The organism is Mycobacterium sp. IDUB_39, from assembly GCF_055419205.1.
Window position 1 is genome coordinate 357,108 of record NZ_JBVAXF010000003.1, and the last position, 25,505, is coordinate 382,612.

25 protein-coding genes are annotated in these 25,505 nt (G+C 65.9%); 7 read left to right on the top strand and 18 right to left on the bottom strand.

Translation table 11 applies throughout. The features are described from left to right. Window positions 1–27: 27 nt before the first annotated feature. The 11 genes from ACZY0X_RS13660 to ACZY0X_RS13710 all read right to left on the bottom strand — a co-directional run bounded on the left by ACZY0X_RS13660 (window position 28) and on the right by ACZY0X_RS13710 (window position 10,428). Complete coding sequence (locus ACZY0X_RS13660; RefSeq protein ID WP_463771129.1) at window positions 28–1,152, bottom strand: phage late control D family protein; 1,125 nt, start codon at window positions 1,150–1,152, stop codon at window positions 28–30. Next, complete coding sequence (locus tag ACZY0X_RS13665; protein WP_463771130.1) at window positions 1,149–1,454, bottom strand: LysM peptidoglycan-binding domain-containing protein; 306 nt, start codon at window positions 1,452–1,454, stop codon at window positions 1,149–1,151. The genes ACZY0X_RS13660 and ACZY0X_RS13665 overlap by 4 nt, the downstream gene beginning before the upstream one ends. Window positions 1,455–1,486: 32 nt before the next feature. After that, window positions 1,487–2,119 carry a hypothetical protein gene (locus ACZY0X_RS13670; protein WP_463771131.1) on the bottom strand — a complete coding sequence of 211 codons (633 nt, stop codon included), beginning with the start codon at window positions 2,117–2,119 and terminating at the stop codon, window positions 1,487–1,489. Further along, window positions 2,116–2,358, bottom strand: coding sequence for a hypothetical protein (locus tag ACZY0X_RS13675; RefSeq protein ID WP_463771132.1), 243 nt, complete (start codon window positions 2,356–2,358; stop codon window positions 2,116–2,118). Before ACZY0X_RS13675 ends, ACZY0X_RS13670 begins: the two co-directional genes overlap by 4 nt. Then, window positions 2,355–4,277, bottom strand: coding sequence for an ATP-binding protein (locus ACZY0X_RS13680; RefSeq protein ID WP_463771134.1), 1,923 nt, complete (start codon window positions 4,275–4,277; stop codon window positions 2,355–2,357). Before ACZY0X_RS13680 ends, ACZY0X_RS13675 begins: the two co-directional genes overlap by 4 nt. Next, on the bottom strand, window positions 4,277–5,482 hold the full coding sequence (locus ACZY0X_RS13685) for a Pvc16 family protein (protein WP_463771135.1): 1,206 nt from the start codon (window positions 5,480–5,482) through the stop codon (window positions 4,277–4,279). Before ACZY0X_RS13685 ends, ACZY0X_RS13680 begins: the two co-directional genes overlap by 1 nt. Then, window positions 5,479–6,276, bottom strand: a complete 798-nt coding sequence (locus ACZY0X_RS13690; protein ID WP_463771136.1) for a hypothetical protein — start codon at window positions 6,274–6,276, stop codon at window positions 5,479–5,481. Before ACZY0X_RS13690 ends, ACZY0X_RS13685 begins: the two co-directional genes overlap by 4 nt. A 10-nt stretch (window positions 6,277–6,286) precedes the next feature. Further along, on the bottom strand, window positions 6,287–7,111 hold the full coding sequence (locus ACZY0X_RS13695; protein WP_463771138.1) for a hypothetical protein: 825 nt from the start codon (window positions 7,109–7,111) through the stop codon (window positions 6,287–6,289). Window position 7,112: 1 nt separating this feature from the next. Continuing rightward, on the bottom strand, window positions 7,113–7,625 hold the full coding sequence (locus ACZY0X_RS13700; RefSeq protein ID WP_241405347.1) for a phage tail protein: 513 nt from the start codon (window positions 7,623–7,625) through the stop codon (window positions 7,113–7,115). Between the two features lie 3 nt (window positions 7,626–7,628). Continuing rightward, a complete protein-coding gene (locus ACZY0X_RS13705) occupies window positions 7,629–9,596 on the bottom strand; it encodes a phage tail sheath C-terminal domain-containing protein (RefSeq protein WP_463771139.1) in 1,968 nt (655 codons plus the stop codon). Between the two features lie 112 nt (window positions 9,597–9,708). Further along, a complete protein-coding gene (locus ACZY0X_RS13710; protein ID WP_463771140.1) occupies window positions 9,709–10,428 on the bottom strand; it encodes an AfsR/SARP family transcriptional regulator in 720 nt (239 codons plus the stop codon). A gap of 202 nt (window positions 10,429–10,630) precedes the next feature. On the opposite strand from ACZY0X_RS13710, the gene ACZY0X_RS13715 reads away from it, so the two are divergent. Further along, window positions 10,631–10,840: a hypothetical protein gene (locus tag ACZY0X_RS13715; protein ID WP_463771142.1), complete on the top strand. Its 210-nt coding sequence runs from the start codon at window positions 10,631–10,633 to the stop codon at window positions 10,838–10,840. A gap of 648 nt (window positions 10,841–11,488) precedes the next feature. On the opposite strand, the gene ACZY0X_RS13720 is transcribed toward ACZY0X_RS13715, so the two are convergent. Then, window positions 11,489–11,785, bottom strand: coding sequence for a hypothetical protein (locus tag ACZY0X_RS13720; protein ID WP_463771622.1), 297 nt, complete (start codon window positions 11,783–11,785; stop codon window positions 11,489–11,491). Between ACZY0X_RS13720 and ACZY0X_RS13725 the strand changes: the two genes are divergently transcribed. After that, the gene (locus tag ACZY0X_RS13725; protein WP_463771581.1) at window positions 11,678–13,018 is read left to right on the top strand and encodes an eCIS core domain-containing protein; all 1,341 of its coding nucleotides are present in this window, start codon (window positions 11,678–11,680) and stop codon (window positions 13,016–13,018) included. The two genes, ACZY0X_RS13720 and ACZY0X_RS13725, sit on opposite strands and share 108 nt — an antisense overlap. A gap of 353 nt (window positions 13,019–13,371) precedes the next feature. Here ACZY0X_RS13725 and ACZY0X_RS13730 read toward each other — a convergent pair whose 3' ends face one another. Then, window positions 13,372–14,061, bottom strand: a complete 690-nt coding sequence (locus tag ACZY0X_RS13730; RefSeq protein ID WP_463771143.1) for a maleylpyruvate isomerase family mycothiol-dependent enzyme — start codon at window positions 14,059–14,061, stop codon at window positions 13,372–13,374. Between the two features lie 78 nt (window positions 14,062–14,139). Between ACZY0X_RS13730 and ACZY0X_RS13735 the strand changes: the two genes are divergently transcribed. After that, window positions 14,140–15,081, top strand: coding sequence for an alpha/beta hydrolase (locus tag ACZY0X_RS13735; protein ID WP_463771144.1), 942 nt, complete (start codon window positions 14,140–14,142; stop codon window positions 15,079–15,081). A 163-nt stretch (window positions 15,082–15,244) separates the two neighbouring features. Here the strand turns inward: ACZY0X_RS13735 and ACZY0X_RS13740 are convergent, their stop codons facing one another. Further along, on the bottom strand, window positions 15,245–16,192 hold the full coding sequence (locus ACZY0X_RS13740; protein ID WP_463771146.1) for a helix-turn-helix transcriptional regulator: 948 nt from the start codon (window positions 16,190–16,192) through the stop codon (window positions 15,245–15,247). Window positions 16,193–16,255: 63 nt separating this feature from the next. Between ACZY0X_RS13740 and ACZY0X_RS13745 the strand changes: the two genes are divergently transcribed. After that, window positions 16,256–16,900 (top strand): TIGR03086 family metal-binding protein, encoded by a 645-nt coding sequence (locus ACZY0X_RS13745; protein ID WP_463771148.1) that lies wholly within the window; start codon window positions 16,256–16,258, stop codon window positions 16,898–16,900. Between the two features lie 215 nt (window positions 16,901–17,115). Then, window positions 17,116–17,397 (top strand): hypothetical protein, encoded by a 282-nt coding sequence (locus ACZY0X_RS13750; RefSeq protein WP_463771150.1) that lies wholly within the window; start codon window positions 17,116–17,118, stop codon window positions 17,395–17,397. Between the two features lie 251 nt (window positions 17,398–17,648). Here the strand turns inward: ACZY0X_RS13750 and ACZY0X_RS13755 are convergent, their stop codons facing one another. The 3 genes from ACZY0X_RS13755 to ACZY0X_RS13765 form a co-directional block, all read right to left on the bottom strand. Further along, complete coding sequence (locus ACZY0X_RS13755; RefSeq protein ID WP_463771151.1) at window positions 17,649–18,515, bottom strand: alpha/beta fold hydrolase; 867 nt, start codon at window positions 18,513–18,515, stop codon at window positions 17,649–17,651. Between the two features lie 134 nt (window positions 18,516–18,649). Next, the gene (locus ACZY0X_RS13760; protein WP_463771153.1) at window positions 18,650–19,117 is read right to left on the bottom strand and encodes a DUF805 domain-containing protein; all 468 of its coding nucleotides are present in this window, start codon (window positions 19,115–19,117) and stop codon (window positions 18,650–18,652) included. Between the two features lie 892 nt (window positions 19,118–20,009). Beyond that, complete coding sequence (locus ACZY0X_RS13765) at window positions 20,010–20,537, bottom strand: TetR/AcrR family transcriptional regulator C-terminal domain-containing protein (RefSeq protein WP_463771583.1); 528 nt, start codon at window positions 20,535–20,537, stop codon at window positions 20,010–20,012. Window positions 20,538–20,678: 141 nt separating this feature from the next. Here ACZY0X_RS13765 and ACZY0X_RS13770 point away from each other — a divergent pair, with 141 nt between their 5' ends. Next, window positions 20,679–23,522 carry a hypothetical protein gene (locus ACZY0X_RS13770; protein ID WP_463771154.1) on the top strand — a complete coding sequence of 948 codons (2,844 nt, stop codon included), beginning with the start codon at window positions 20,679–20,681 and terminating at the stop codon, window positions 23,520–23,522. A 60-nt stretch (window positions 23,523–23,582) separates the two neighbouring features. Then, window positions 23,583–24,515, top strand: a complete 933-nt coding sequence (locus ACZY0X_RS13775; RefSeq protein WP_463771155.1) for a hypothetical protein — start codon at window positions 23,583–23,585, stop codon at window positions 24,513–24,515. 87 nt (window positions 24,516–24,602) lie between these two features. On the opposite strand, the gene ACZY0X_RS13780 is transcribed toward ACZY0X_RS13775, so the two are convergent. After that, window positions 24,603–25,412, bottom strand: coding sequence for an LLM class F420-dependent oxidoreductase (locus ACZY0X_RS13780; RefSeq protein ID WP_463771157.1), 810 nt, complete (start codon window positions 25,410–25,412; stop codon window positions 24,603–24,605). Window positions 25,413–25,505 lie beyond the last annotated feature (93 nt).

Genomic DNA, 25,505 nt, shown 5'->3' on the forward strand with positions numbered 1-25,505 from the left:
ACGCTCCTCGTCTGGTCGGTGCCGCGACTAAATCGCGACGAACTCGGTTCCGGTCATGGTCACGGCGTTTCGGCGGGCGGTGAATCGCTGCTCGAAGTGACCGTCGACCACGGAGACTCGGCATCTGGTCGTCTGGTAGAGCCCGTTGAACAGGCGACCGATGCCGCGCACCGCGATCAACGCACCGGGCTGCAGGACACCCACCGACTCGTCGGTGGTGCCCTCCACGGTGACCGCGAAGCTGGCGCGGTCGACGGTTGCCTGTGCCGACGGCTGCAACTCCGCGACGGTGGCGCCGCCGGTCTCGGCGAGGCGAATCATGGGCATGGACCCGGCGACACCCGCGCCCGCCACGGCCCGCAGCGTCGCGGGCTCGATGCCCATCGGCACCAGCTTCGACATCGGCGCGACACCGACACCCGGCGCCTTGGTCGCGGTGTCGAGACCGAGTGCCATCGCCAGCGTGGGCCGCGCCATGTCGTAACGGACCTCAAGGTCGCGCACGTTGGTCAGTGATCCCATGTTCACGTTGATCACCGCCGACGCGACACCGGCGGTCGTGGGCGGCCCGAAGTAGCCGGTGTCCAGGCCGGTTATCGGTTCGGGTTGCACGTAGCAGTCGAAGCCGTTGCGCCGGGCCAGACGGCGCAGGAAGCGAATGTCGGTGCCGCGCTGCACCGTCGACCCCATCGGCTCCACGACGCGCGGTGCTGTCATCGTCACCTTCGGCACCACCGCGTACTGGCCGAACAACGCCGCTGCGATCGCTCCGTCGGGCAGGCCGGTCCACGCCTTCGCCTTCTCCTCGAGGTTCATCACAGCGGTGATGTCGATACCGCGAATCTCCAGGACGCTCTTTCCGCCCTCGGCGAAGCGTGCCCGCTGCGCGGTGGCGAAGCCGTTGAGCACCGCCAGAGGCAGTGGCACGCCGCCGGTGCCGATGCGGATTCCGATCGGCATCATCGGCTTGAACGGGTCGATCAGCAATGTGCTCCAGTCGCCGCCCTCGGTGGGTGCGAGCCCGAACGTCAACGAGAACGCGCCTGCGACGTCGAGCGCCGTTTCGACGACGACCTCCTGCAGCGCATCGATCATCACCCCGGGAGCGGGCACCTTGCCCAGGGTGAGCATCGTCGACACGCCGCCGGTCATCGTTGCCCCTGCCTGCCGTCGAGGGGGATGAGCAGCCGCCGTCCCACGGTCGCGGTGATCTCGTCGGGGTGCACGACGCCATTGGCGTCGGCGAGCTGCCAGTACAGGGTGGGATCGCCGAGGTACTGCCAGGCGATGCGGTCCTGGCGTTCGTCGCCGCCGACGACGTGCACCACGTCCTCGGCGCGCGGCGTCACCGCCGGTGGCACCTCGCGGGCCGACACATAGGCGCGCTGCCGGCCCTGGCTGTCGACGATAACGGCAACCGGCAGACCGGCGTACCGCGATGTCTGGTCGAACATGCGATCGTCTCCTTATCGGGTCGTCGGGCCGCTCAGAACGGCAGCAGTGCGGTGATGTCGGCGGCGCTCTGCACCGTCCCGATGCGTGAAAGACCTTCCTTGGCAACCTGAGTGACGGTGGCCAGAGTGGCGAACGGTTCGTCCATCTCCTCGGACTTGAGGACCGTCAGCCCGACTTCGACCTTCGCGTTGATCGGGTTCAGCCGATGATCGAACTGTTGCTCGGTCACCGTCACCGAGGTCACCCGGACAGGCAGCAGCCGGGTGGTTCCCCACACGAACAACACGGTCGGGGTGATGACGGAAACCTGCATGGCGATGCCGGCCATCGCGAGACCCTTGTTGAGCAGTAGGACCGACGACGCCGGATACATCAACAACTCCAGTTTCGCGATCGCCGGGTGCAGGCCGACCGCGGTGGTGACAGCATCCGCCTTCTCCAGGAGGTCGGCCGCATCGAGGTCGATCGACACCGTCAGGCTCTCCGTCGGCGGGCCGCTCTGGGCGGTTTGCCGTCCGCCGCCCTTCTCACCTGCGGTCTGGTTGTCCGTCGGAGGCACGAACCTTCGTTGCAGCGACTCGGTATTGAACTGGAACACGATGATGTCCGTCGGTACCGGGATTCGAGTCTGGAAGACGACGAACGCGCCCTTCATCAGCGTCATGACTCGGCTCCCAGCACGATGCCCGCCAGGACGGCGGCGATGTCCTCCGGCGAGACGCTCGCCGAGTCGACGTACACGCTGCGCATGTCAAGTCTCGATTCGAGCTGAGGGTTCCCCTCGGAGGCGGAGAGCAGTCGTGTGAGTTCGGCAACCACCGCGGACGCGAATGCGTCGCCGTCTCCTTGATTCGGCAGCGCGAGGTTGTCGATGACGACGCGAACATCGTGCGGCGCGTTCATCCCGCCCTCCGCGGCTTGGTGTTCGAGACTGGTTGCGCGGTCCAACCGTCCAGTTCGGCCGCTCCGAAGGTGCGATGCAGCTTGGCGTACTCCGACTGCGCCGCACCGAGGAGGTTGTGCATCGTGATCGAGGTACCCGCGTCGGCGGCCAACACCGCGGCACCGAGGGCGATGTTGGCGATGCTGCCTCCGCTCACCGAGAGCCGTGCGAGTGCCTCGATGTCGAGGTTGGCCGTCGGCGCGGCGGCGGGGAACGCGTGTGACCACATCTGTTCGCGGGCAGCGACGTCCGGGAACGGGAACGCGATGGACGCGCGGAGGCGCCGTGTGAATGCGGGATCGAGGTTGTCGGGCAGATTGGTCGTCAGGATGGCCAGTCCGCGGTAACTCTCCAGGCGTTGCAGTAGATATGCGACCTCGATATTGGCGAACCGGTCGTTGGCGTTCTTGACCTCTGAGCGCTTCCCGAAGATGGCATCGGCCTCGTCGAAGACGAGAATCGCAGCGCCCGCATCCGCAGCATCGAAGATGCGGGCGAGATTCTTCTCGGTCTCACCGATGTACTTCGACACCGTCTGCGCGAGGTCGACGCGATACAGGTCAAGGTCGAGCTCTCCTGCGACGACCCGCGCGGCCAGTGTCTTGCCAACTCCGCTGGGGCCGTGGAACATCGCGGTGACGCCGGGGCCACAGGCGCCGCTGCTCGCAAATCCCCACTGGTCCTGCACGAGATGGGCGTGACGCACGTGCGCGATGAGCTCGCGCAGCATCACCTTCTGCGCCGTGGGCAGGATGAGGCTGTCCCACTCGGCCGTTGTCGAGACGCGGGTCGCGAGCTCGTCGAGATCGGGCCGCGCCTGGCGACGGGCCGCACGCCACAGGATCCGCGTCGGCTCAGCGCCGTTGTCATTCCAGGTGCTGCGAACCTCGGCGGCCGCGCTCTGAATCTGTGCCTCGCCGAGGACGAATCGGTGAGCCACCACCTCGGTGGCCCCGTTGCACTGCGCGGCGAGCGTACTGCCGAGTTCGCGCCGCCACACGTCGGTGCGCTCGGCGACGGTCTCGGTGGGGAGTTCGACGTGCACGATCGCCCGACCCGGCAGGTCGTGGACCGCCGGGAGACTGCGCGTGGCGATGAGCAACGGCACCTGACAGCGTCGCCCGATGTTCCACGCCGCCGGCTCGGCCGCGCCATCGGCCATCGTCAGGATCGCCGCGATCGGGCCGAGCGCGGCCTCACGTTCGAGAAGCGCGGCAACCTCGGCCTGCTCGCGAGGCCCGGTCGGGAGGTTGGCCGCACGGAACGCCAGGGCCTGAAATCCCGCCTGACGCGCCGCATCCACCGCGATTCCGGTGGCGTCGGCACCGCTGACCAGCACGACGGGGACCGGGCCCTCGCCGTCCCACCCACGCCACACGTCGAGTACCCGCTCAACGGCGGCCAGCCGACGCGGTGACCCCGCCGTCGCATCGACCGGGTTCGCGGGGTCGGCGAGCGCGTCGAGCAGAGGATCGAGCGTGTACACCCCGAGGATGCCGAGCAGCGTTCGCTCGTCAATGCGGGCCCATCCGTCGAGGATGCGTTCCGAGGTCAGCTCGACGAGGTGCCACCGGCGCAGCGGCGCGGTCGGTGCCAGCGCGCTCCACTGCACGTCGGGTATCCGGTCCGCGAGTTGGGCGAGTGTCGCCGCACCGTGGCAGCAGCCGTCGAGACCGAGTTCCGCCGCGATCGACGCATCGATGGCCAGCCCGGCCAACAGGAGCAGCAGGTCGCTGTCCGCCGCGGACAGCGCGCACGTGTTGGTCAACCGGTCGAGCGCGGACTCGGGCATGGCGGGCACCGGCGCCGATTCCCGTCCGAGGAGCCGGGAGAGCAGATCGCCCACCCGATCCCGGACGTATGCGCTGTCGGCGTTCATCACACCACCTGACTCGGGGTGTCGATCAGGCCGCCGGGAATCGACGACGTCGGAACGGACTCGACACCGTCGATCCGGGCGCGCACCACGTAGGTACCCGCCGCCACACCGGCCAACGGCGCATCGATCCGGTTCGGGGTCGCCCGCAGGGCGGGCAACGCGATTGTTGTTGCCGCATCCGAGAGCAGCACCTCGAGAGCCTGGTGAACGCCGATCGTTGGCGTGAGGTTCACCCTGATCCTCCCGGCGACCTTCGCGGTGCCCGTGACCTTCGGGCGCACAATCATCGGCACGACACCGGACACGGCACCGAGCACGGGGGGCACACCCGGCAGATCATGGAGGACCCGCACGCCACGCGCACCCGCGAGTGTGGTGGCGGGCACGACGAATCGAATCCGTTCGTCGTCCAACCCGGTGACCGACGCGGGCGGCACGTCGACGCCGTCGATCTCGACCCGCAGCTTTGGCGCGTCGAGGCGAAGCCCGCGGATCAAGACCGGCTGCCCGGCGAGGATCGGTGCGGTGGGCCCACCGGTCTCAGCTTCGATGCGCACGATCAGCGGCTGTCGTGACGGTACGACGGTGAGCCCGCGTTCGAGAACCGGGAGCGGTGCCGAGACGCGAATCTTAGGTTGGACGAACACCACTGACGCCTCGACCAGAACGGCCGGTGCGAAGGTCCCGTCCGGCATCATCGACCACACCCGGTTCATGTCCTCGTCCTCCATGGCCAGGACGGTGAACTTGACGAGCTCGGGTTGGGTGTCGAGATCGGTGTCGGCGAGGAAGGCCTGGGGGAGCGCGGCCTTGATGGTCAAGATCTCGGCGCGCGTGAGCGTTGCATTCGTGTGCAGGTGGGTGACGACGATGCCGAGTAGTTGCTCGGCTTCGAGTTCCTGCGTCGCCCCGAACGTCGTCACGATGTAACGCAGCATGAGCCCGAGCAGCGGCTTCTCCGTGAGCATTCCGGTGCCGCCTCGGGTGGGCAGGTCGCAGTTGCGCCACTGCGGATGCGGGGATGTCCGGTACAACGTGATGTCGGCTCCTGCGGTCGCCGCCGCGTGCGCGCCGCCGGGTCGTTGCACGAACGCATTAGCGCCCTGGACGCCCGTCGGGAAGGCCAACGCCGCCTCGGCGAACGCACTCTCGAGCCGGTGCCGCAGCATTGCGGTCACCGACGCGATGGCGAGCGCGTTACTCATCCCCAGCTTCCCGAGCGGTCACTCCAGGAGCGGGCCGCACTGTCACGCGCGAACGGGTCGCGCGCCGTCTCCGATGTCCGAACAGGCGCGCTCCGAGTCGGATTCGACGTCTCGCGCTCGGGCGTGATCTCGACGCGACCGATACGAACGTCGATGGTTCGCGGGGTGGATGACGCCGCAGCCGGTGGCGAGGGCAGGACTGCCAGCCGCGGGGCGGACACGACGGTGGGCGGCGGTGGGGGTTGAGGCGTCGGGTGCGCGATCGCAGCGGCCGACCGCGTGGTCCTGGTCGGCGCGGCGGCGGAGGCGTCGGCTCGGTTCTCCGACACTCGGTCCGGTGCTGGGTCAATCTGAGATGCCGAGGGAGGAACCACTTGTGGCGCCGCGCCCGCAGATAGCGTGTCAGCCGGGAGCCCGTCCTCACCGGTGACCGCGGCCTTGCGGACGGTTGGCGACGTTGGTGTCGAACCGCGTAGCGGCTCCGGCGCGGCGACCGGGTGAGGCGCACCGGTCGCGTCGGCCGGTCCCCAGATGCGTAGTGCGGGTGTAGCGGCCGGTCGTGACGACGGTCCTGAGGAGGTGCCGTGCGTCGGCGTCGCGGGGGTGGGGCTCGACGTGAGAGCGGTTGGTGCAATTGATGCTTCGGTGGCAACGTCGCCCGTCGGCTCGCCGTCATCGACCGCGCGCGCCGGCAGGGTGAACGTCAGGTTGTCGGGTGTGCGTGCGCGCCCGATTTGGCCGGGACCGCCTACGGCAGCTGACGCCGACGACCGCCGGGCCAGCGATGAGAGCACGCTGCCCATGTCAGTGGCTGACCGACGTCGCGAGCGCGTCGCCGAGTACCCGCAGGTACCGCCGGCGACGGATGATGGGCAGCGCCATGATGTCGCGTTCACGCCAGTGATAGGTGGACGCCATCAGGTGGACGCTCAGGTCGAGTTCGGCGATCGAGGCGGTCATCTCCTGCCGAAGCAACTCGCCGGCGTCGATCGACGACGTGAACGCGAGATCGCACTCGGGGCACCTCAGCACGAGCTCGTGCTCGGCGTGCGGGTCGAGCGCTTCGAGTGCGGTCTCGACCGCCGCGAGCTCGTCGGTTGTGAGGGTCGCGCCGTCGTCGTCGCGTCCTGTGCACCGCGCGGCGAGTCTGCGCACGGCCTCATCTGGGTCGTCCAGCGCGAGTGCGGCGACCGCGTGCAGGTCATCACCCGTCACCGGGCGGACACCAGTGCCGTCGACATCTCGATCGGTCGAGGACACGACGGGGCCATGCAACAGGTCCGAGACGGTCAGAGCAGCATCCATGATCGCGCCGCACGTCACGTCGGGGCAGGTGACGAGCAGATCGAGGCGGTCGCCGTAGGCCGCCCGGCGCAGCGCGAGCAGGACCGTCTCGCGGTCACCTGCCGTGAGCGCGCGTACGTGGTCTCTGCTGGCCGGCAACTCGCCACCGTCGGTGCGGAGGGTCAGAATGCATGAGGCGAGCAGACGGGTCGCGAACTCGACCGTGAGCCCGTCCGCGTCGTCGCGGGCCGCGAGTTCGTCGTTGCCGGCGAGGTCCCGGAACTCGGCGCCGCGGATCTGCCTACCCTCGATGCGGGTTCGACCGGACAGGCTGACGTCGCTCAACTCAGGTTCCGAACTCGGCGGGCTCGGGCACATCCAGATCGCGCTCCCAACCTTCGTGCTCGAGCTTGAGATGCTCGAGCGCCACGGCGTTCGCGTTCGCGTCGAGGTCGGGCATCGCCTGGTACTCGCTGACCCACGCGCGGCGCACGTTGTACGCGATGACCACCTGACCGGCCTCGTTGAAGAGTTCGATGCGCAGGTCCTTGCGGAAGTTCTTCAGCGACACCTCCGCGCCGAGGCCGCCGCTCAGGTTCCAGACCCGGTTGGCCCATGCCTCGAACTCGGGGTCGTGGGTGACACCGCGTTCGAGGGTGATGGCCTCATACTTGGTGCGGCCGGGTGATTTTCGGCTTGTCGACGGCTGTCCGCCCTCGCGGTGCTCGACGAGTTCGCTCGTTCGCCTCAGGGCGGTCACCTTGCTGATACCGGCGACGTACTTGCCGTCCCACTTCACCTTGAACTTGAAGTTCTTGTACGGGTCGAAGCGGGTCGGGTTGACGGTGAACTGGGCCACGGCTCACACCTCCACTTGCGGCGGGATCTGCTGGATCGAGATGATGAGGAACTCGGCGGGCTTCAGTGGTGCGAAGCCGACGGTGAGGTTGACGATGCCGCGTTCCTGATCGAGCGGCGTCGTGGTGGTGCTGTCGCAGTGCACGAAGTAGGCCTCCTGCTTCGTGCGGCCTTGGAACGCCCCCTTCTGGAACAGGTCGTTCATGAACGCACCGACCGAGAGCCGGATCTGGGCCCACAGCGGTTCGTCGTTCGGCTCGTGGATCACCCACAGCGTCGATCGGTACAACGTCTCCTCGAGGAACAGCGCGAGCCGCCGGACGGGGATGTACTTCCACTGGTTGGGCGCCGAGTCGACGCCCACCAGGGTGCGCCCACCCCAGTTGACGTGGCCGTAGAGGTCGAACGTGCGCAGGCAGTTGATGCCGACCGGGTTGAGGATCCCGTTCTCGGCGTCGGTGAGCTTGGTCTCCAGCCGGGTGATGCCACGCACCAGCGCCTCGGTGCCCGCCGGGGCCTTCCACACGCCGCGGTTGGCGTCGGTGCGTGCGCAGATCCCGGCGATCGCGCCCGATGCGCCGATGCTGCGGTCGAGATAGTCGCGCAGCGGGTCGCCGATGGTCAGGCGGGGATAGAACAGCGCGACATTCGGGTCCCGCACGACGGAGTGCTTGGTCATGAACGCTTTGATGGCGGTCGGGCTGGTCGCGGTATCGGGTGCGTCGAGAAGCAGCATCGCGCGGCGCCGCTGGCAGTACAGAGTGAATGCCGCGACGGCAGCATCGAACTGCGCCTCGGTTAGCCTGCTAGGTGCCGGAGGGGGTTCAACCAGCGATATCCGCGGCACGCACAGCAGGTTGATCGTGTCGGCCAGATTAAGCGCGTACATCCCGGTGGCCGGGCTGACGGCCTCCTGCCCGACGAGGTCCTGCACGCGGGGGAGATCACCGTCAACGCCGGCGATGCCCGCGATCTGGGCGCGCGAGGCCCCTTCGCCTAGTTGGTAGGCGGCGATGTTCTCGTTCTCCGACGGGGACAGCTTCAGTGCCGCAGGCATTGCCAGCGGACCCGAGAACGAGAACCGCGCATCGGTCGTTGCTCCGGTACCTGCCAGGACCTGCAAGCGGTCACCAGAAACTGTGATCTGCACGGTCGCCTGGGTGAACTCGACTCTGGCGGGATCGAAATCGCCCTTCGGGATCGCACCGCGCAGTGCGCCCTGGAGTCGCGCCGCGAGATCGTCGATACTGGCGAAATCTTCTGCACCCAAGTCCAATTCACGTTCATCTGGCCCGCCCGCGACCTCTAGCTCGACGTCCATGACGTGATTGGCTGGCAGCGCGGTGAGCGCAGGCACGACTCTGCTCATGGTTCCTGATGGTGACGGGAGGGTTGTCGCCGTGCCCTGGCTCACGCCGCTGACCATTGCGCCGTAGTTGTCGAGTACCGTGTCGACGTAGTTTGTGTCAGCCGCCGTCTTGCTGAGCTCGTTGTAGCGCTCCTCGCGCAACACGGTCTGTCGACCTTCGGCGATGAGTACCTCCCGCACCACGAGGTTGAACGTCTTCGTGGTGGAACCGGGCTCGATGATGGCCCGTATGAAGTTGCCCCGCTCGCCTGGCTCGCGTGCTGTGAGGGTAAGCACCTTTGCGCCACCGGTGTTCCCAGAGCGCACGCCGATGGTGGCGGCGATGTCGGGCGTCACCGCGTTGGTAACCCGCACCACCCACGCCGTCGACCCGCCGTTGGCGAAGAACTGGTCGAGCGCGTAGCTCGCCTCGCTGCGGATGTGCAGGCCTCCGAAGGTGCGCTCGACGTCCGCCCAGGAGTTGACCTGTATCGCCTCGTTAAGCGGACCTCTGGGAAACCAGTCGATGAACGCCGCGACCGAGGTGGCGACGCCGGTGATCGCGCGGAACTGGCTCGGCAGTTCCTGGATGTAGACACCGGGGTAGGTAGGAGCTATGGGCATATGCCCTCCTCGGGAGAGACGGGGTGTCGCAACGAGATCGACACAACACCTCCCGCGCCCGCGTTCTGGCCGGGGTAGAGAAGTGCGTGTCGGGAATCTTGCCGACCAGCAGTCAGCGGTGCGTCAACGCATCGTTGCTTTGCGCGTCACGTGTGCGTGTGACGAGTTCGTTGAGCGCGATAGAGGGGATGAGACGAAGGCTCTCCCACAACAGATCGCGGTACAAACCGAACTGGCGCTTGGCTTCACAGACGTTGCCCTCGGCGAGATGGGCGGCGATCAAGGCGTGCTGGGCACTCTCGCGAAGCGGCTCGGCCGCGACGGCGGCCTGCCCCGCGTCGATGGCTTCGGCGTGCCGCCCCCACGCGGAGAGGCGCCGGCACAGTGACTCAAGTGCGTGAATACGCAACTGCCGCAGACGTTCCTGTTCGAACCGGATCCACTCCTCGTCGAAATCGGGGAGTAGGTCGCCGATCAAACCGCGGGTGCTGACATCGGCAGGTGTGAGCACTTCATCGGGATCGATCAGACGGCGGGCTTGTGCCAAGAGTTGTGCCAGGTCGACCGTTGTCGTCTCGTCCAACGAGAGGTAGTTGCGGTCGGCGCGGACCAGGTTGCCGCACTCCTGCCGAATCTTCCACAGCGCGGTGCGCAGGTTAGCCGCCGCCCGCGCCTGGGTCGTGTCCTGCCACAGCGACGCGGCGACCGTCAGCCGCAATTGTGGTCGCTCGCGTACGACGAGGAAGCCGACCAAACGCTGTGCGTTTAATGGGAGCGCGACCAATTCGCGCTCGCGTCGCACCTCGAACCCCCCGAGAACACATACTTGCATTGCCATAACAGTCGCAGTTGCATGCTTCGATCGCGTCGCCACTATCGCCCCCTCGTGCGCCCCCACGTGGTACCTAATCTCCAGTGTGATGAGCGGTTCGTCAACACATCGTCAACGCCGGGTATCAGGAACGATGCACGTGATCACGGTCCGCTGACTGTCGTGTGACAGCTGATTGATCTGTCGTGGCCATTCTCGATCCGTGCCCAGCAAAGATTCGACGTCGGAAACGCTCGTCGTGGTGATTCGCGCTTGGTACGAGAGAGATGCGTTACGGGCGCGCATCATCGTCGGCAGCGACCACATCAACGGCAATCGGCTCGTCTCCGGACGAGACGAGTACGCGACGTCGGTCGAGGAGGTCTGTGCCGCGGTGAAGCGGGCCATCGAGCGTTTGGAGCGGTTGCCATGATGGTTGTCTCGCGGGCTCGTCTTAGCGGATGGCTCTTGAGCGTGGGGCAGCCATCTCAAGTACTACGACACCCGGGACATCTTCGCATCCGATGCGGGGCGATCTTGTCCTCAAATTCAGGTCATCCACACGAACCCGATGAGCCGAGAATCACTCGATGAATTCCGAAGGAATGAATGTGGAACTCATTTCCGACTTGAGACCGCGGAGTAAAGTCTGGGAACAGCCGCTCCAGTCGGGGGTGTAAGCGTGTTTGCTATGAAGGCGAGCGAAATGCCCGGCGCAGAATGTGTTTCAGAACCCGCGATACAACGGCGACACGCCGGCTTACGCGAGGAGGCGCTTCTGCATGTTGCCGGTCGCGAAACTGCTGGTGCGTTGCCACGTGGGTTGGATAATCAGGCCGAGCAGTGGACCGGAGTGATCCGACGATGCGCAGCATCGGGAGGTTCCTGCCCATGTTGTCCTGACAGCATCGACCAGCCTGAGCGGGTCCGCAGGTCCGCCAACGGCGGAGCCATAGGACATCAGAATATGGCTGGACTCGTCTCCGATGCTTCACGCTCACCCGGCGCCGCCCTGCCGTCGGCCGTCCGCACCACAATGGCGATGAAATTCGAGGCATCTGGGGCGACGCGGCATGTTTCGTCAGTAAACAGCGCGGCAGGTCAGAATCTTGTAAGTGAGCGCGACGACCCCAGCGAACGACAGGCTGACCAAATCGCGCAGCTCGTGACTGGGTCGTACCCAGATCACGGCACGAAGCGGCCGGACGCACCTATTTTTCAGAACGTCATCATCCACACCGACGCCTCGAGCGCCGTAGCGGCGCGCTCTCTGGGCGCCAGCGCGTTCACCATTGGGTCCCACATCTACTTCGACACGGGACGTTTTAATCCAGGCAACCGCGAAGGTGATCGGCTGCTGGCCCACGAACTGACCCACGTGCTACAAGATTCGGAAGGCCGTGTTGCGGCAGGGACTGTATTGCGATACGAACCCGCGCCCGTGCCGGTGCGACCTCCAATTCGGGTTCCGGTACGCCCGCAGGTGAGACCGACTGCGCCACCTCCGACTCGGCCTCCCGGCGGAACTTCAGTCGAGCCTCAGTCCGAGTCGCCTCGAGAGGAAATGACCGAACCGCAGGCCGGGGCGCCGGATCCTGGTTCTTGGGAGTGGCTCGAACGGACGCTGCAACAGCTGGGGGAGGAAGCAAACCAGGCGACGGTTCAGTTCTATCTGGAACTTCCGCAGGCGACGACCGATCGTGGCGGGAAGGCGGCCGACCAGTTCCTCGAGAAGCGACCAAGAACCCACGCCGACATCGCGACGACGGGCGTTGGCGGCAAGATGCGCTATTACTACACCCCAACGGTATTCCACATGCTCGATGCGCTTGAGGACGACATCGCGAAGGCGGGTTCGGGCGACGACGTGCTGGAAATCTACCTGCACTACTTCCCCGAGAGTATCGCCAGACTTTCGCCGCCGACCGGGGCGCAGATCAGCGGTGTGCGCTACCGGCCATGGCCGTCCAGGGTCGGCGGCGGGATAGGCCTACATCCAGAGATTGCCGACCGCGACGGATCGGCGCGCACAGCCGTGTTCTTGAATGCGGCGCGAAAGCGGACCGATGCCGATACTGCACTCGACATGTCGTTCAGAGCGATCATCAAGGGGCTTAACCAATTTGAGGCTCGGCAAGAGGCGTTCGAAGAGGAGCGCTGGCGGCGACGGAAGGGTCCATGCCGCGAGCGTGAGATCAACCGCGGGGGCGGAGACCCAGACCACAACGCCTACGCAACCTTCGTCAGCGGCTCGGACAAGGACTTCGAGGTGACGGCGCCTGCCGATCTCGATCCCGATAGACCACAAACGGGTATCGAAGTGCCGCACAGGATGGCGTACGACGGCCGGGACACGAAGAATGCCAACATCGTGTGGGAGGTGAAGACACGACATGAATGGGCATCGTCGCCAGCCATCGGGGGCGCGATCTTCAGCCCGTACATTCAAGAGCGAATTGTGCGAGCGGAAGAACAGCTCGCGCGGGGGCGGGCAGTCGCACGACGCTGCGGGTACGAGTATCGCTGGGCATTCGAGAACGCCGATGCCGCCGACTTCGCCAGGAAAAAGTGGGGGCACCTTATTAGGGTGGAACACCGGTCGCGCCCGTGAGTCGAACGTATGCATGCCTATCAGCGGCAGCCAGGATGACCGACACGCCCAGTGCGTAGGTCTTATTGGCAACTCCGCCGTACTCGATTCGACTGTATTGGTAGTTGAAGTGAGATGTACGTTGAGATGGCTGATTCATCCGACGAATGCCACTACGCGTAGCCCCGCATATTCGATTGCTGCATATTCACTGAAACCCAAGTTGCCGCCGACCGCCTTAGCAGGGCGCTGAGGCGGGTGATCTCGCCTTGCTTGACTAGTGGTGCGGGGCCCAGCGTGTGACGAGGGGAGTGGCACTGACCCCTTCAGGATTGCGGCAGTGCTCTGATGCATCGTTTAGAGGTACCCGTCACTCACACTTGACCCACGAATGCACGTAGTGCCTGCACGGCGGTGTCGGGTCCGGTGATGGTGATTTCGCCCTGTGTTCGACGCCCCGACAGCCATCGGACCAGGTCCGGGGGAGCACCGCCGACTATCACCTCTGAGCCCGACTTGGGCCCGACCGACCACCGGTGGTTGCCGTCGCTGGTACCGACCGCCACCCGGACACTCGCGGGCAGTTGCTTGAGCTGATAGCGCAGCAGGAGGGGAACGACCGCCGCGAGTGTTGCTGGCACGGCGTGGGCTCCTTTGGTGAAGCCGATGAGATCGTCGTGATGGGTCCAGTACTCGAACAAGGTCAGTGGCGCCACCCGCGGCCGTAGTAACAGTCGCGGCATGGGCCGACGCAGTCGGTCGATCAGTGCCGTAAAGCCGTGGCGCCGCTCCAGGCGCAGGGCGGTGTCGACCATCTTCGGTGTGCCCCTCACCGAAACACCATGTGCCACCAGGGATCGAGCGATGAAGGTCGTGACACCACCGTTGCGCTCCTCACCCGCCAGGTGGGCCGCAAGGTCCAGTGCAGTCCACTCGCCGCACGCGGTACGGGCCGACGGACCCACGTCGATCAACGACTCCGTGAGTGCGCCCCGTTCGGCCTGGGCGTCCTCCGCAATCGTCATGCCCAACATTGTCACTGCATGGCCGAAGGTGATCGTCATGTTTCAAGGATTCGATGGATAGCGCGGGTAGCGGCGCGTCTCGGCCGGAATGCCGCTCCACTTCCTAGGGTGCTAGTCGTGCGTTTTGGTTTGACCTCTCTGATCGATCCCCACTTGTGGACTCTTGCCGATGAGTCACGCGCCTTCTACGCGAGGCGTGCGGCTGGCCGAGGTCCGAACAGCTGGGAGGAGCTTCGCGAATTCCGAGCCAACGCGGTGCCTTCCACCGAGTCGGACCTGTCGACGGTTTCCGAGCTGGCGCACGCCGATGGGAGAAGCGTGCCGGTGAGGATTCACCTGCCGGAAGCCAAGGCCGTGAAGGGTGTCCTTCTCGAGATCCATGGTGGCGGGTTCTACATGGGATCAGCCGCAGGCAGTGATTCATCGAACCGGGATCTCGCAGACTCCCTTGGGATCGCGGTCGTGAGCGTGGACTACCGGCTCGCCCCTGAGCATCCATGGCCATCCGCACCCGACGACTGCGAGACCGCAGCCCTCTGGCTCGTCGACAACGCCGAACGTCGCTTTGGTACCACGACGTTCGCGGTCACCGGTTTCTCCGCGGGTGCGACGCTGGCGATGGTCACGCTTCTGCGTCTACGCGATCGGGGACTCACCGCGTTCGGTTCCGCTGTCCTGCAATTCGGAACCTACGACCTCGCGGCGCAGACACCAGCCGGACGTCGGATCGCCGAAGAGTACTTTCTCGACGCCTATGCGGGCACCGCGCCAGACCGGACGAACCCCGACGTCTCACCGATCTACGCCGACCTCACGAGCCTGCCCCCGATACTCACCGTCGTCGGCACCGACGACATCCTCTTGGAAGACAACCTGGCCATGGCCACGCGATTGTCGGCAGCCGGGGTCGACATCGATTTGCGCGTCTACCCTGAAGCTCCCCATGGATTCACGGGCCACCCGACTCCGATGGCGCAGGCCGCTCATCGACACATCAACACTTGGCTCACTGCTCGCCTCGACGCAGGTGCATCTGGCGGGGGAGCGAAAATGAGCTGAACCCTAAACGGCCGCTTATCTTCTCGTTGACACAGCATGTGGTCAGGTGCAGCGCGGCAGACCCTAGCGGTCAGCCCCTGTTGTACGTCCCCGAAGTAGAAGCCGATCCATCCGCCCCATGAGGCCGAGGCCGTGCGACTTGTTCGAGCGAGTGGCGCCGGGCTCAGCTGTACTGCGCTACAAGCGCGCTGCCGATCGAGGCGAGGTGGTCGCGCACGCCCTGCGGGCCGATGACCTCGAGCCATTCGATGAGTCCGGCAAGTTCGCCTGCGAGGGCGTACTCGTTGTGGCCGCGGATCACGATCTCGATCCGGCCGTCGGGCGTGGAACCACCAACTTCGAGGCGGCCCCCGAACATCGCCCGGAGCAGGCCGAGTCCGTCGGGAGCGCACATGGCCTGGGCCTCGAGGGGGGTGCGCTTTCGGTCGACCTCGTCGGCGATCTCGCGCCAGCTCTCGGCAAGGTCGAACCCCTCGGGTCGTTGAACGGGATCGTCGGTCAACTCGACCGACAAGACACGATCGATCCGGAAGGTCCGTCGACCGGCCTCCGTATTGGAGACCAGGTACCACGTCGGGCCCTTGGCGACGATGCCCAGCGGGTGGGCGGTCCGTTCGGTCTCGGAGCCTTTGCGGTCGATGTAACCGAGCCGTACCTGGACGCCGCGGATCACCGCCTCCTGAACTTCGTCGAGAAGCCGGGGTGGTCGGGGCTCGACCTGGCTGGATCCCCAGTGTCGTGGGTCTACGACGACTGATGTCGCGGCGGCCTCGGCCTGCTCCCGGAAGGGCTCGGGCAGGGCGCGTACGAGCTTGCGCAGAGCGGTCTTCACGCCCGGGGTTGCCGTCGAGGCGGGTCCGGCTACCAGAAACAGGGCGCGAGCCTCGCTCGCAGTCAGCCCTGAGAGATCGGTGCGAGCGCCGCCCACGAGGCGCCACCCGCCCCCTCGGCCCTGCATGGAGTACACGGGCACCCCGGCGACGCTCAACGCTTCGAGGTCGCGGCGGGCGGTGCGCTCGGACACCTCCAACTCCAGGGCGACCTCCGATGCGGTGACCTGCTCGCGGCGTTGCAGCAGGAGGAGGATGGCCACCAGCCGGTCGGCTCGCATGTGACCACACTTTCACATCAAACTGGCCACTAGGTGACCGGTTTAGGTCGGCACAATGGCGCCATGATCACACCTGCCAGTTCCGCCAGCGACGACCTCAAGGATCCCCGCCCAATCCTCGACCGTGCCATCGCCACCGGTGGGGTCGTCATTGCCGGCGTCCGGCCAGAGCGACTCGCCGACCCGACGCCATGCACAGACATGGACGTGCGAGCGCTGCTCGCTCATCTCATCGGCGTGCTTGGCCGCGTTGCCGCGCTCGGCAACGGCGAGGATCCCTTCGCAGTCACCGAGACTCCGGTCCCCGACGATCGCTGGCCCAATGCGTGGCGGGAGGCAGCGAGACGAGCCGCGGATGCCTGGGGCGATGACACCTTGCTCCAACGACCCATGGCACTGCCGTGGATCCAAGGCAGCGGCGCCGAGGTCCTGGCGTCCTACTTCTCCGAGCTGACCGTCCACACGTGGGACCTTGCGGTCGCGACCGATCAGCGGCCCGACTGGGACGACACGGTGATCGCCGCAGCGCTGCAGGCGGCACACAAGATCCTGCCGGCCGAGAACCGCCGAGTGCTTTACGAGGAGATCTCGGCCGCGATGGGCCTCGACGAGGTCGGCGTCCCGTTCGCCGAGGCCGTCCCGATCCCCGACGACGCGCCCGCCATCGACCGTCTCGTCGCCTGGAACGGGCGGGATCCGCTCCGCTGATCCTGACGGTACGGACAGACGCGGCTCGACGCCGTGCCTGTCCCGCGGGACCGGCTGGGAGAAACGTCAGCTGTCGGGCAACGCGGGGGTGTGCGGATGCCCCCGTTCCAGACGAACCGGCGTGTCCGCGGGTATCCCCCCGAGGTCGGGCCGGTCTGTAATATGATTAAGTCTCCTAAGTTTCTGGATACAGCCTCAACGCAGGAGTCATGCTCATGAACTTGGTCACGAAGATCCTGCCGGCCGTCGCGGTTGCAGGCGGGCTAACTGCGGCCGTTCTCGGCATAGGCGCTCCTCTGGCCGGGGCTGAGCCGCCTCCGCCACCACCAGCGCCAGCGCAGGGCGAGGTGCCGCCGGACTGGGCCCCGCGGAAACCCGCCGATTTCTTCGTCGGACAGCCCGTGGTGTGGAACTCCGCCTGGGGCGGCCGCTGGGGCGTCTGGGTCAACGGCGGCTTCCTCACGCTGACGTCGAACCCCGTCACCAATGGTGGCTAACCTCCGGTCTAGCGGGCCTGCGTCATCCGCTGACCGGTAGGCGCGCGCCGAGGTTGTGGGGGATGGGTTCCGACGTCAGATCGGCGCAGCACGGCGTCGATTTGTGTTCTGGTTGTACCGGATTGTCCCGACTGCGTGGACCCGATATGACACACCGCAAGCTGGGCACCATCGACGGCCGCACCCGCTAAACACCTTTACGGTGTTCGATCGCGAACTGACGGATACAAGCGTTCACCTCATCGGGGATCTCAGCCGGCAACGCATGTGAGGTGGTGGGCCACAGGTGATACCGCCATGTCTGGCACCACCGACTGCATCCGCTGGAGCCCCTTTGTTGAGTCGTGAACAGTGTTGCTCGCCAAAAGAACTTGGACCGGGAGATGCACCGAACGCAGCAGGCGATCGCTGGTGAAACGCAACGGTGGCGTTCGCAGGGGTGGCGCGAAGGCAGCGAATCCGGCCACAAACAGTCCGGTGAGCATATCGATGGAACTACCCGGCGCGGGGTGACCCGCAATCCACGCCGCGGCGCGTCCAGCTCGCGCCGAACGCGGGCGGCACAACAGGTGCGCAAGATTTCGCCAGAACCTGGCAGAGGTTCGAGCCACGGTGCTGGCCGGATCAACCAGTGTCACCGTCGCCAACCGGTGGGGCGCCCGCGCCGCCGTATGGGTGGCGAGCCAACCACCATACGAATGCCCCACCAGATGCACACCTCGTAGCCCTAGTCCCTCCAAAACCGCATCAATGCAGCGCGCGGAGTCCGCTGCGGTGAACATCGGTCTCGACTGAACACTTGCTCCAGGCTGACCCAACATGTCCATCGAGTAGACGGTGAAATCTTGTGCCAGGCCGTTGACTTGGTCCCACCACATGGCTGAGGTCAGGAAGAATCCGTGTATCAGCACGACGGGCACACCACGGTCTGGCCCGTGCTGATACACCCGAACGCTGCCGAACATCGTGGGAACATCGTGCACGACGTCCGGCGGCGGACTCAACGCCCGTAACTCGTCATAGGCCGCCAGGTAGTGCCGTCGCGCGGTCGGACTCCTGAATCCACCGTTAGCCGAACCCAACAAGGAGACTCCTCCCCGATAGCCGAGGCCGCTCATCGACACATCAACACTTGGCTCACTGCGCGGCTAGACACAGGTGCATTAGTCAGGGGAGCGCAACTGAACTGAACCCTCAACGCCCGCTTATCTCCTCATTGACACAGCGCCAACCAGCGGAGGAGCTGCAACCCTCAACGGCGGTCGAAACGTTCCCCGAGCGGGTTGGAGGACAGGGCGCCGAAGACGATACTGATCACGGATCCGACGTAGGGCAACACGGTTAGCAGGGACATCCACCCTGACAGGTTGGCGTCGTGGAGCCTGCGGACCAAGAGTGCCCAGCCTGGAACCGCGGACGCCAGGAGGATTACTAGCAGGATTACGAGGGACGCAGTCTCGAGTCTGCTTTCATCTCCGGCGGCGACGACGAACGCCACCCAGAGAAGGAAAACCAATGCGAATGCCAGTACGGCCCACCAGTACTCACTGCGCGAAGCGCGCCCGGAGAAGCGAGCGTAGCTGCGGAAGAACCGCGATACTGCCTGACCGAACGTCGCTCCGTACAAGGGCAACGTGAGATCGCGTGGATCGGTCGCACCAACAGTTTCGGACGGCCACTCGGGCTGCGTGTCGAACGGGGTTCCCTCGCCTCGAGTCATTGGTTCCTCTACTGAATTATTCGGTTGTGCGGGGACCGTGCGGATTTCGCGGTCCCACGCGTTGACGGCTGAGTCAACGGGGACGCTAGCACCGCTTTTGCCAAGCTATGCACGCAATATGAAATGTCATCTCAGCGTCTGATGCGCGCAGATGCACGGACCCTGAGTGTCGGCTCGGGTCTCGACTGCAGTGGGGAATCGCTTTCAGTTCGGCGCGATCCGCGTCGGTGGGTGGCCCAGCACCGGACGACCCTGACTGCCGCCGAACCCGGCGCCCAGGTCGGTTGGCGGCGGGCACGCCGGTTCCTCTGCCGTCAACGGAATTGGGCTTATGCTCATTGCCGCCAGCAGTTCTGCCATCGTCGCCGGCCGCCTTACCCGAGAATGGGGTCACGCCTCTTATCGCAACTTTGGCCGCGCGCCATCGACCTTCGCACCGGGGACATGCCTAGCTGGGCCGCACCATTCACAGTCCAGATCGTCGTGGGAGCTGGTCATCGTCATGGTGTTATCGAAGAGGCCCGATTTTCTCGGTACTGAAGAGCGCATCTGGTTTTGGGCGCGACGCTGATCGCAGCCGCAGTAGCGGCGACCATCGGTCAGCTCTGTACTACGGTGCGATCGGCTTCGCGGCGGCAACAGTGACCATCTTCGCGGTGTCTCTCGCCACTTGGATATCGGTAACCCACATCCACTTGATGGTCTACCTCATCGCACTCATCCTCGCTGACCTCGTGGCCGCAATCATTCTGGCGAGGTGTACTGGCACGTTGCGCCAGACAGGGCGGGGCATGCTCGTCGGGCTATTCGCGGGCAATAACTGTTACGTCGAGCGATGGAGAGCGGAGCAACCAAACGCGCTGTCGTGCAACAGGGTCGAGCAGAGGGAGGTTCAACCGGCAGGCCGGTAGACGTTCGGTCTCGCGGCAATGCCGTCCAGCAGAAGGTCAAGAGCCGATTCACACGCGCTTCGCGTCATCGACTCGTCGAGCAGACGGCTGGTGGCCGCAATGTTCGGGTACATCTCGGCCGGCAACTGTGCATAGGTGTCGCGCCACGTGTCGTCGTCGTGCTGCTGACGTTCAGCGGGCAGAGCTTCGAAGGCGGCATCGAGCGCCGCGAACCCCAGCATCTGGCCGATGAACGCGTGATACACGTCGACGGCTTCCCTCTCATGGAACCCGGCTGATCGCAGGATTCCCAAAACCGTCTCGATGGCCTGGATCTCGTGGGCGCTCCCGGTCACCCGGCTCGCGGCCAGGACCCCGGCCTGCGGCTGCTCAAGGTAGACACGGTGCACGCGCAGCCCCAGTTCGCGCATGTCTTCTCGCCAGCGACCGGTTGGCGCCCAACCCTCGACAACACGGCGCAGGAGGGCTGGGAACTCCGAGAGATCGATAGTGGCGGTTGAGAGTGGAATGCACTTGAGGTCGCCAAATGGATCCCCAAACGCTTACCGCGCCCTAATCTGGACTTGAGCGGACCGAAGGACCACGTCAGCAACAGGGTGTTTGGTTCACCCCGCGCTTGCTCGTGAATCTCAGCCCGCGATGGGGGAGTCATGGCGAAGAAGGCAGCGACGAGGCAACCGCGCGAAACGACCAGTGTCGTGCCGCCAAGCAGCAAGATCGTCCGATGGTCGCCCGTCGGACACATGCTGCGCGACCTGATCGCCGAGCCCGGCACCGAGGTCGATGCCATTGATCACGGTGAGCTGAACCGGTTCGCGCGGTTCGTCGGGGGCCTCACGAGCCCGCTGGTGATGCTCGATGACCTGGCGGTCGCGGCCGCCGCAGCGGATACCGGAGATGTGCACGCACAGCAGCGGCTGGCGTTCATGCTGCGGACCGTCGTGAACGCGGCTGCCCTCCCAGAGGTTTCCCGATTCGATCCAACCTCGGGCGGGTGCTGCGCGCCGTGTCACGACTCGCGATCGGTGGAAATGGAGCGCGGCCGAGTGCTCACCGATGCCGATGCGCTGACCGCGGACTCGGATGGATATGTCGATCCCTCGGCGTATGCGGCGATCGACGAGACGGCCGCGACTGCGTTGCTGGTGCGGGTCGCGCGGCTCGCGGTGGCCGGCGCTCTGGGATCGGATCTCGATCCCGGTACTGCGATGGACGCCGTCATGTCTGTCGCGCTGGGTGCGTCGTTCGCGGCGGCGCTCGTCGACGCGCATCGCACAGGCGGCGGCCCGGCGGCGGCCGAGCTGCTAGGCCGGATCGGGGTCTCGGCGGTGCGGTCGTGGATCGCGCCGCCGCCGGTGCAGACGTTCATGGGGGGCCAGATGCCGGGGATGCCCGAGCTGCCTGGCGTGCCGAGCCTTCCTGGCGTGCCGGGCATCCCGGGTATGCCGAAAGGCCCGGGCTCCGGCTCGGTCATCGAGGACTGGCTCGCGTCCCTCCTCAACAGGTTCAAGAAGCCCCCGAAGTGGGACCCCGACGGCTGGGGGCCCTGGTATCCGTGGTGGTGGGACCACCCGAACTACATCGACCCCGATGTCGAGAAGTTCATGAGATGCACCGCCACGGTGCGAGGCCTCCTGCGTGCCCTGGACAAACTGCGGACGGCCGCCCCGGAGGCAGGGGCGGTGTGGAGCACTGGGATCTCCGGCGTCTCGATCGCGGGGCCGTGTGCGGGAAACGACATCACCATCCGCGGCAAGGGATTCGGCGCGACACAGCCCACCAACACGGTGCTGCTGCTGCCCACCCTCGACGGATGTCGCGTCGTCGCACCGACGTCGTGGTCCGATACGAAGATCACCGCCGTCCTCCCGGACCGCGTCGCGTCTGGCCCCGTCGGCTTCGGCGACAAGGCCCACATCGACGCATACAACGCGTGGGCCGGACAGATGAACGATCTGATCCGCAAGCTCAATGCGCTGCCGTGCGATCCCGGCGAACGTGACATCGTCGCGCCCTTCGGGACGTGCCCACCATCGTCGGCGATCAACACCATCACCGCCGGCGTCGCGGAGATCGTGTCGTTCACCGCGAACAACCAAACGACCACGGTGCTTGGGGACGGCGAGCACCTCACGCTGCGCTGGACGGTACGCAACGCCCCGAACGTGACCATCACCCGCGACACCGCGGGCGCGCCGCTGCTGTCGGGATCGACCACGCTCACTACGCCGCAACTGTTGGGCAGCCACACATTCGGCGCCGTCTCCCACTCCAAACCTGCCGAATGGCGCTACACACTGCGGGCGTCGGGAGCGTGCGGCGGGCGGGTGACACGCACGGTGCGGGTGTACGCCACGAAAGATCCGCAACTGCGAATCGAAACGATCCAGGTGACGCAGTCACTGCAGACAGCGGCGAACGACATCGCACTCATCGAGCACAAGCCCACCGTGGTTCGTGCGCTCATCCGCCACGGACTGGCCGGGTGGGGCGGCGACATCGTCCCGAACGTGCAAGGGCGCATCCGCATGCTTCGCGGTGGCGCGTGGTCGAAGTGGATCGACGCCGCACCGGCAGTGAGCCCCATGCAGGCGACACCGGGCACCGCGATCACGGTCACAAGCTCGCCGTCGTTCAATGTGACGGACGAGGCGCTGAACTTCATGCTCCCGGGGGACTGGGCCGCCGGGACCGCTCGGTATCAGGTCGAGGCGTGGGTCAGCGGATACGGCGCGGTCGGCGCGTATGCCGGGGTGTCGCAGACGGCGACGAAGTACTCGCCGAGCGCCACCTACATGCGTCGGCGCACACTGCAGTTCCGCTATGTGAGGGTGAACTGGAACGGTGCGGGCGCCCCGTCGGCAGCGGTGTGCGAGAACACTATTCGGGGTGCCATTCCGCTCTTCCCAACGCCGACAGCCGGGATCGTGCCGCTGCCGGGAGTCGGCATCGAGAACCGCTTTTCGCTCACCGACGACGAGATATGGGTGGCTGGCGCGCGCCGCGGCATGCTCGACGACTTCGACGATCTGCATAACTGCGGCATCGGGGAGGAGTTGACGGAATGGCTCGGATCGGACTGTCCCGACGATGACGGAGCGATCTGGGTGCTCATCCCCGGCGACTGGAGGCGCGGCGAAGCCTACGACGTCCCGAGCAATGTCTGCTACACCCCTCTTAACGACGGACCGTATGCGGCCCATGAGATTTCGCACTGCCTCAATCAGGAGCACGTCCGGCTCGCCCAACCCGGCGACGACCCACCCACCGGAGGCGACGCCCCGTCCCAATGGCCGGACAAGGCCATGCACACCGACGTGCCCTTCGACACGGCAGGGACGTTGGGCAGCCCGACCGGCGGCTCCCTCCCGCGCGCGCTGGCCGTCACACCGGGCCCCGGCGTCGCCGACGTCATGACCTATTTCGGCACCCCGAACAACACATGGCCGATCCCCGCACGCTGGAAGCGGCTGTGGAACGAGATCGGAGGCTGAGTGATGAGGATGCGGGAACTCTCCGACCAGCGCGAATTTCTGCTCGTGCGTGGACGTTTGATGCGTGATTACACATTCGTGCCGCGCCGCTGCGGATCGACGACCAGCATCCACCGGTGGCCAGAGGGCGTGCAGCCCGACCATGGCGACGTGTTCGCCGAGACTGTCGATGCCGAGGGCCGGGTGCTGCGCACTGAGATGCCGCGCATCAAAAGTGAGGCGGTGTGCAGTCCGATGCTCACCTGGCGGGTACGTGTTTACATTCCTCTTGACGATGAGGCCGCCGAGGTTCGTCTTCGCCGAGGCGACGTTGTGCTGTGGACGCGGCGCATCGGTGAAGCCCCCAATGTTGAAGTGGAGGTCGTCGCGCGACCCACACGTGGAAAACGCGCGGCACCGGGTGAGACGTTTCCCGGGGGCCGGCCCGCGGTGCTGGCGCTGCATCGAACGCGTGCGGTGGACAGTTCGACTGCGTACGTGAAGGTGATCTACCGCTGGGCCGAGGACCGATTCACCGGCGTGTATCTAGGCCCGGCCCGCGCGAAGATATCCATTCCAGCCGATCGGCTCCCGGGTGGCAGGCGATGCGAGTTCTTCGTCGCGTACTCCGACGGTGTGCGATCGGCGGTTGCGCGCACCGATCCGATCGCGGTCGAGCCGATCGGCCCTGTCATCACCGTTGTGCATCCGGCTGAGGGGGCGAGGTTCACCGTCGGCACGCCGGTGGAGCTGGAGTGCGTCGTACAGGATCCGGAGCATCCGGCGGAGCCGGCCCGTGAACCCGAACGCACGCAGTGGTGGGTTGATGGTGAGGCGGTCGGGTCCGGGACACGGCATTCGGCGGGATTGCTCGCCGAGGGCGAGCACCGCGTTGAGGTGCGGCATCGGCGAAGCGATCGCAGAGAGGTCGTGGTTCGGCGGACCGTCATGATCTCGCCGGCACGTGTGGCGCCGGCCAGCGAGCGGCCGGATCGCGATCCATTCGCCGACTGACGTCAGCGATCTCGGCAGCCACAACACGGAGAGTCGCCTACCGTGTCACTCTGTAGAGCCTCGTGCGCGCCATAGCTTTGCTCGTGGTCACCCGTTGTCCCGCCATATGAGCACCTGCTTGAGAGACGTGAGGTCGTAACCGTTGTCGGCGGTGAGTTCGGTCTGGAACAAGGTGACTCCTGCCTCGCGGAAGGCATCGGCGCTGTCGGCGTTCTCCCAGAGCGTCGAGCGTTCGATGTCGGCGCCGTTGCGGCCGAACGTCGCTGCCAGCTCGTCGACGCGGTCGCTGGACCTGCGGAAGGCGTCGAGGTCCTGGAACGCGTGCCAGATGTCGGCGTGCCGGGCAACGGCGGGCAGCGAGCGCTTGGGCCCCGTGCCGCCGATGAGGATCGGTAGCTTGCGCACGGGCGGCGGAATCAGTGCAGCGAGCCGGTTCTCGATGCGGATCAGGCTGTCGTCGAACAGATCGAAGCGCGAGCCGAAGGTCCCGAAGTCGTAACCGTATGTGGTGTAGTCCTTTTCGTACCACCCAGCGCCGAGGCCCAGGATGAGCCGACCGCCACTGATGTGGTCCACGGTGCGCGCCATGTCAGCGAGCAGGTCCGCGTTGCGGTAGCCGACGCCGGTGACGAGGAGCCCGATCTCGGCGTGTGAGGTGATCTCGCCCCACGACGCGAGCGCGGTCCAACCCTCAAAGTTGGCGACGTCGGGCTGCTCGTCGAACATGACGGGCTTGCCGTCGACGATCGCCTCCATGGCCGGGCGATGGAAGTGGTCGTAGCCGAAGATCACGTCGACGCCGAGGTCGTCGGCGGCCAGGACGGTGTCGCGCCATGTGCGGTAATCAGGGGTGCCGCCGGGCTGAATCTGCACGGCGACGCGGACGGGACGGGTCATGGATGCTCCTGAGTCGGGGAAGGATCGACTCTTGAGCCAAGTTCACCGGCGCGGAGTTTATTCCGGGTCGGCGGGGGACCACTCGGTATTGAA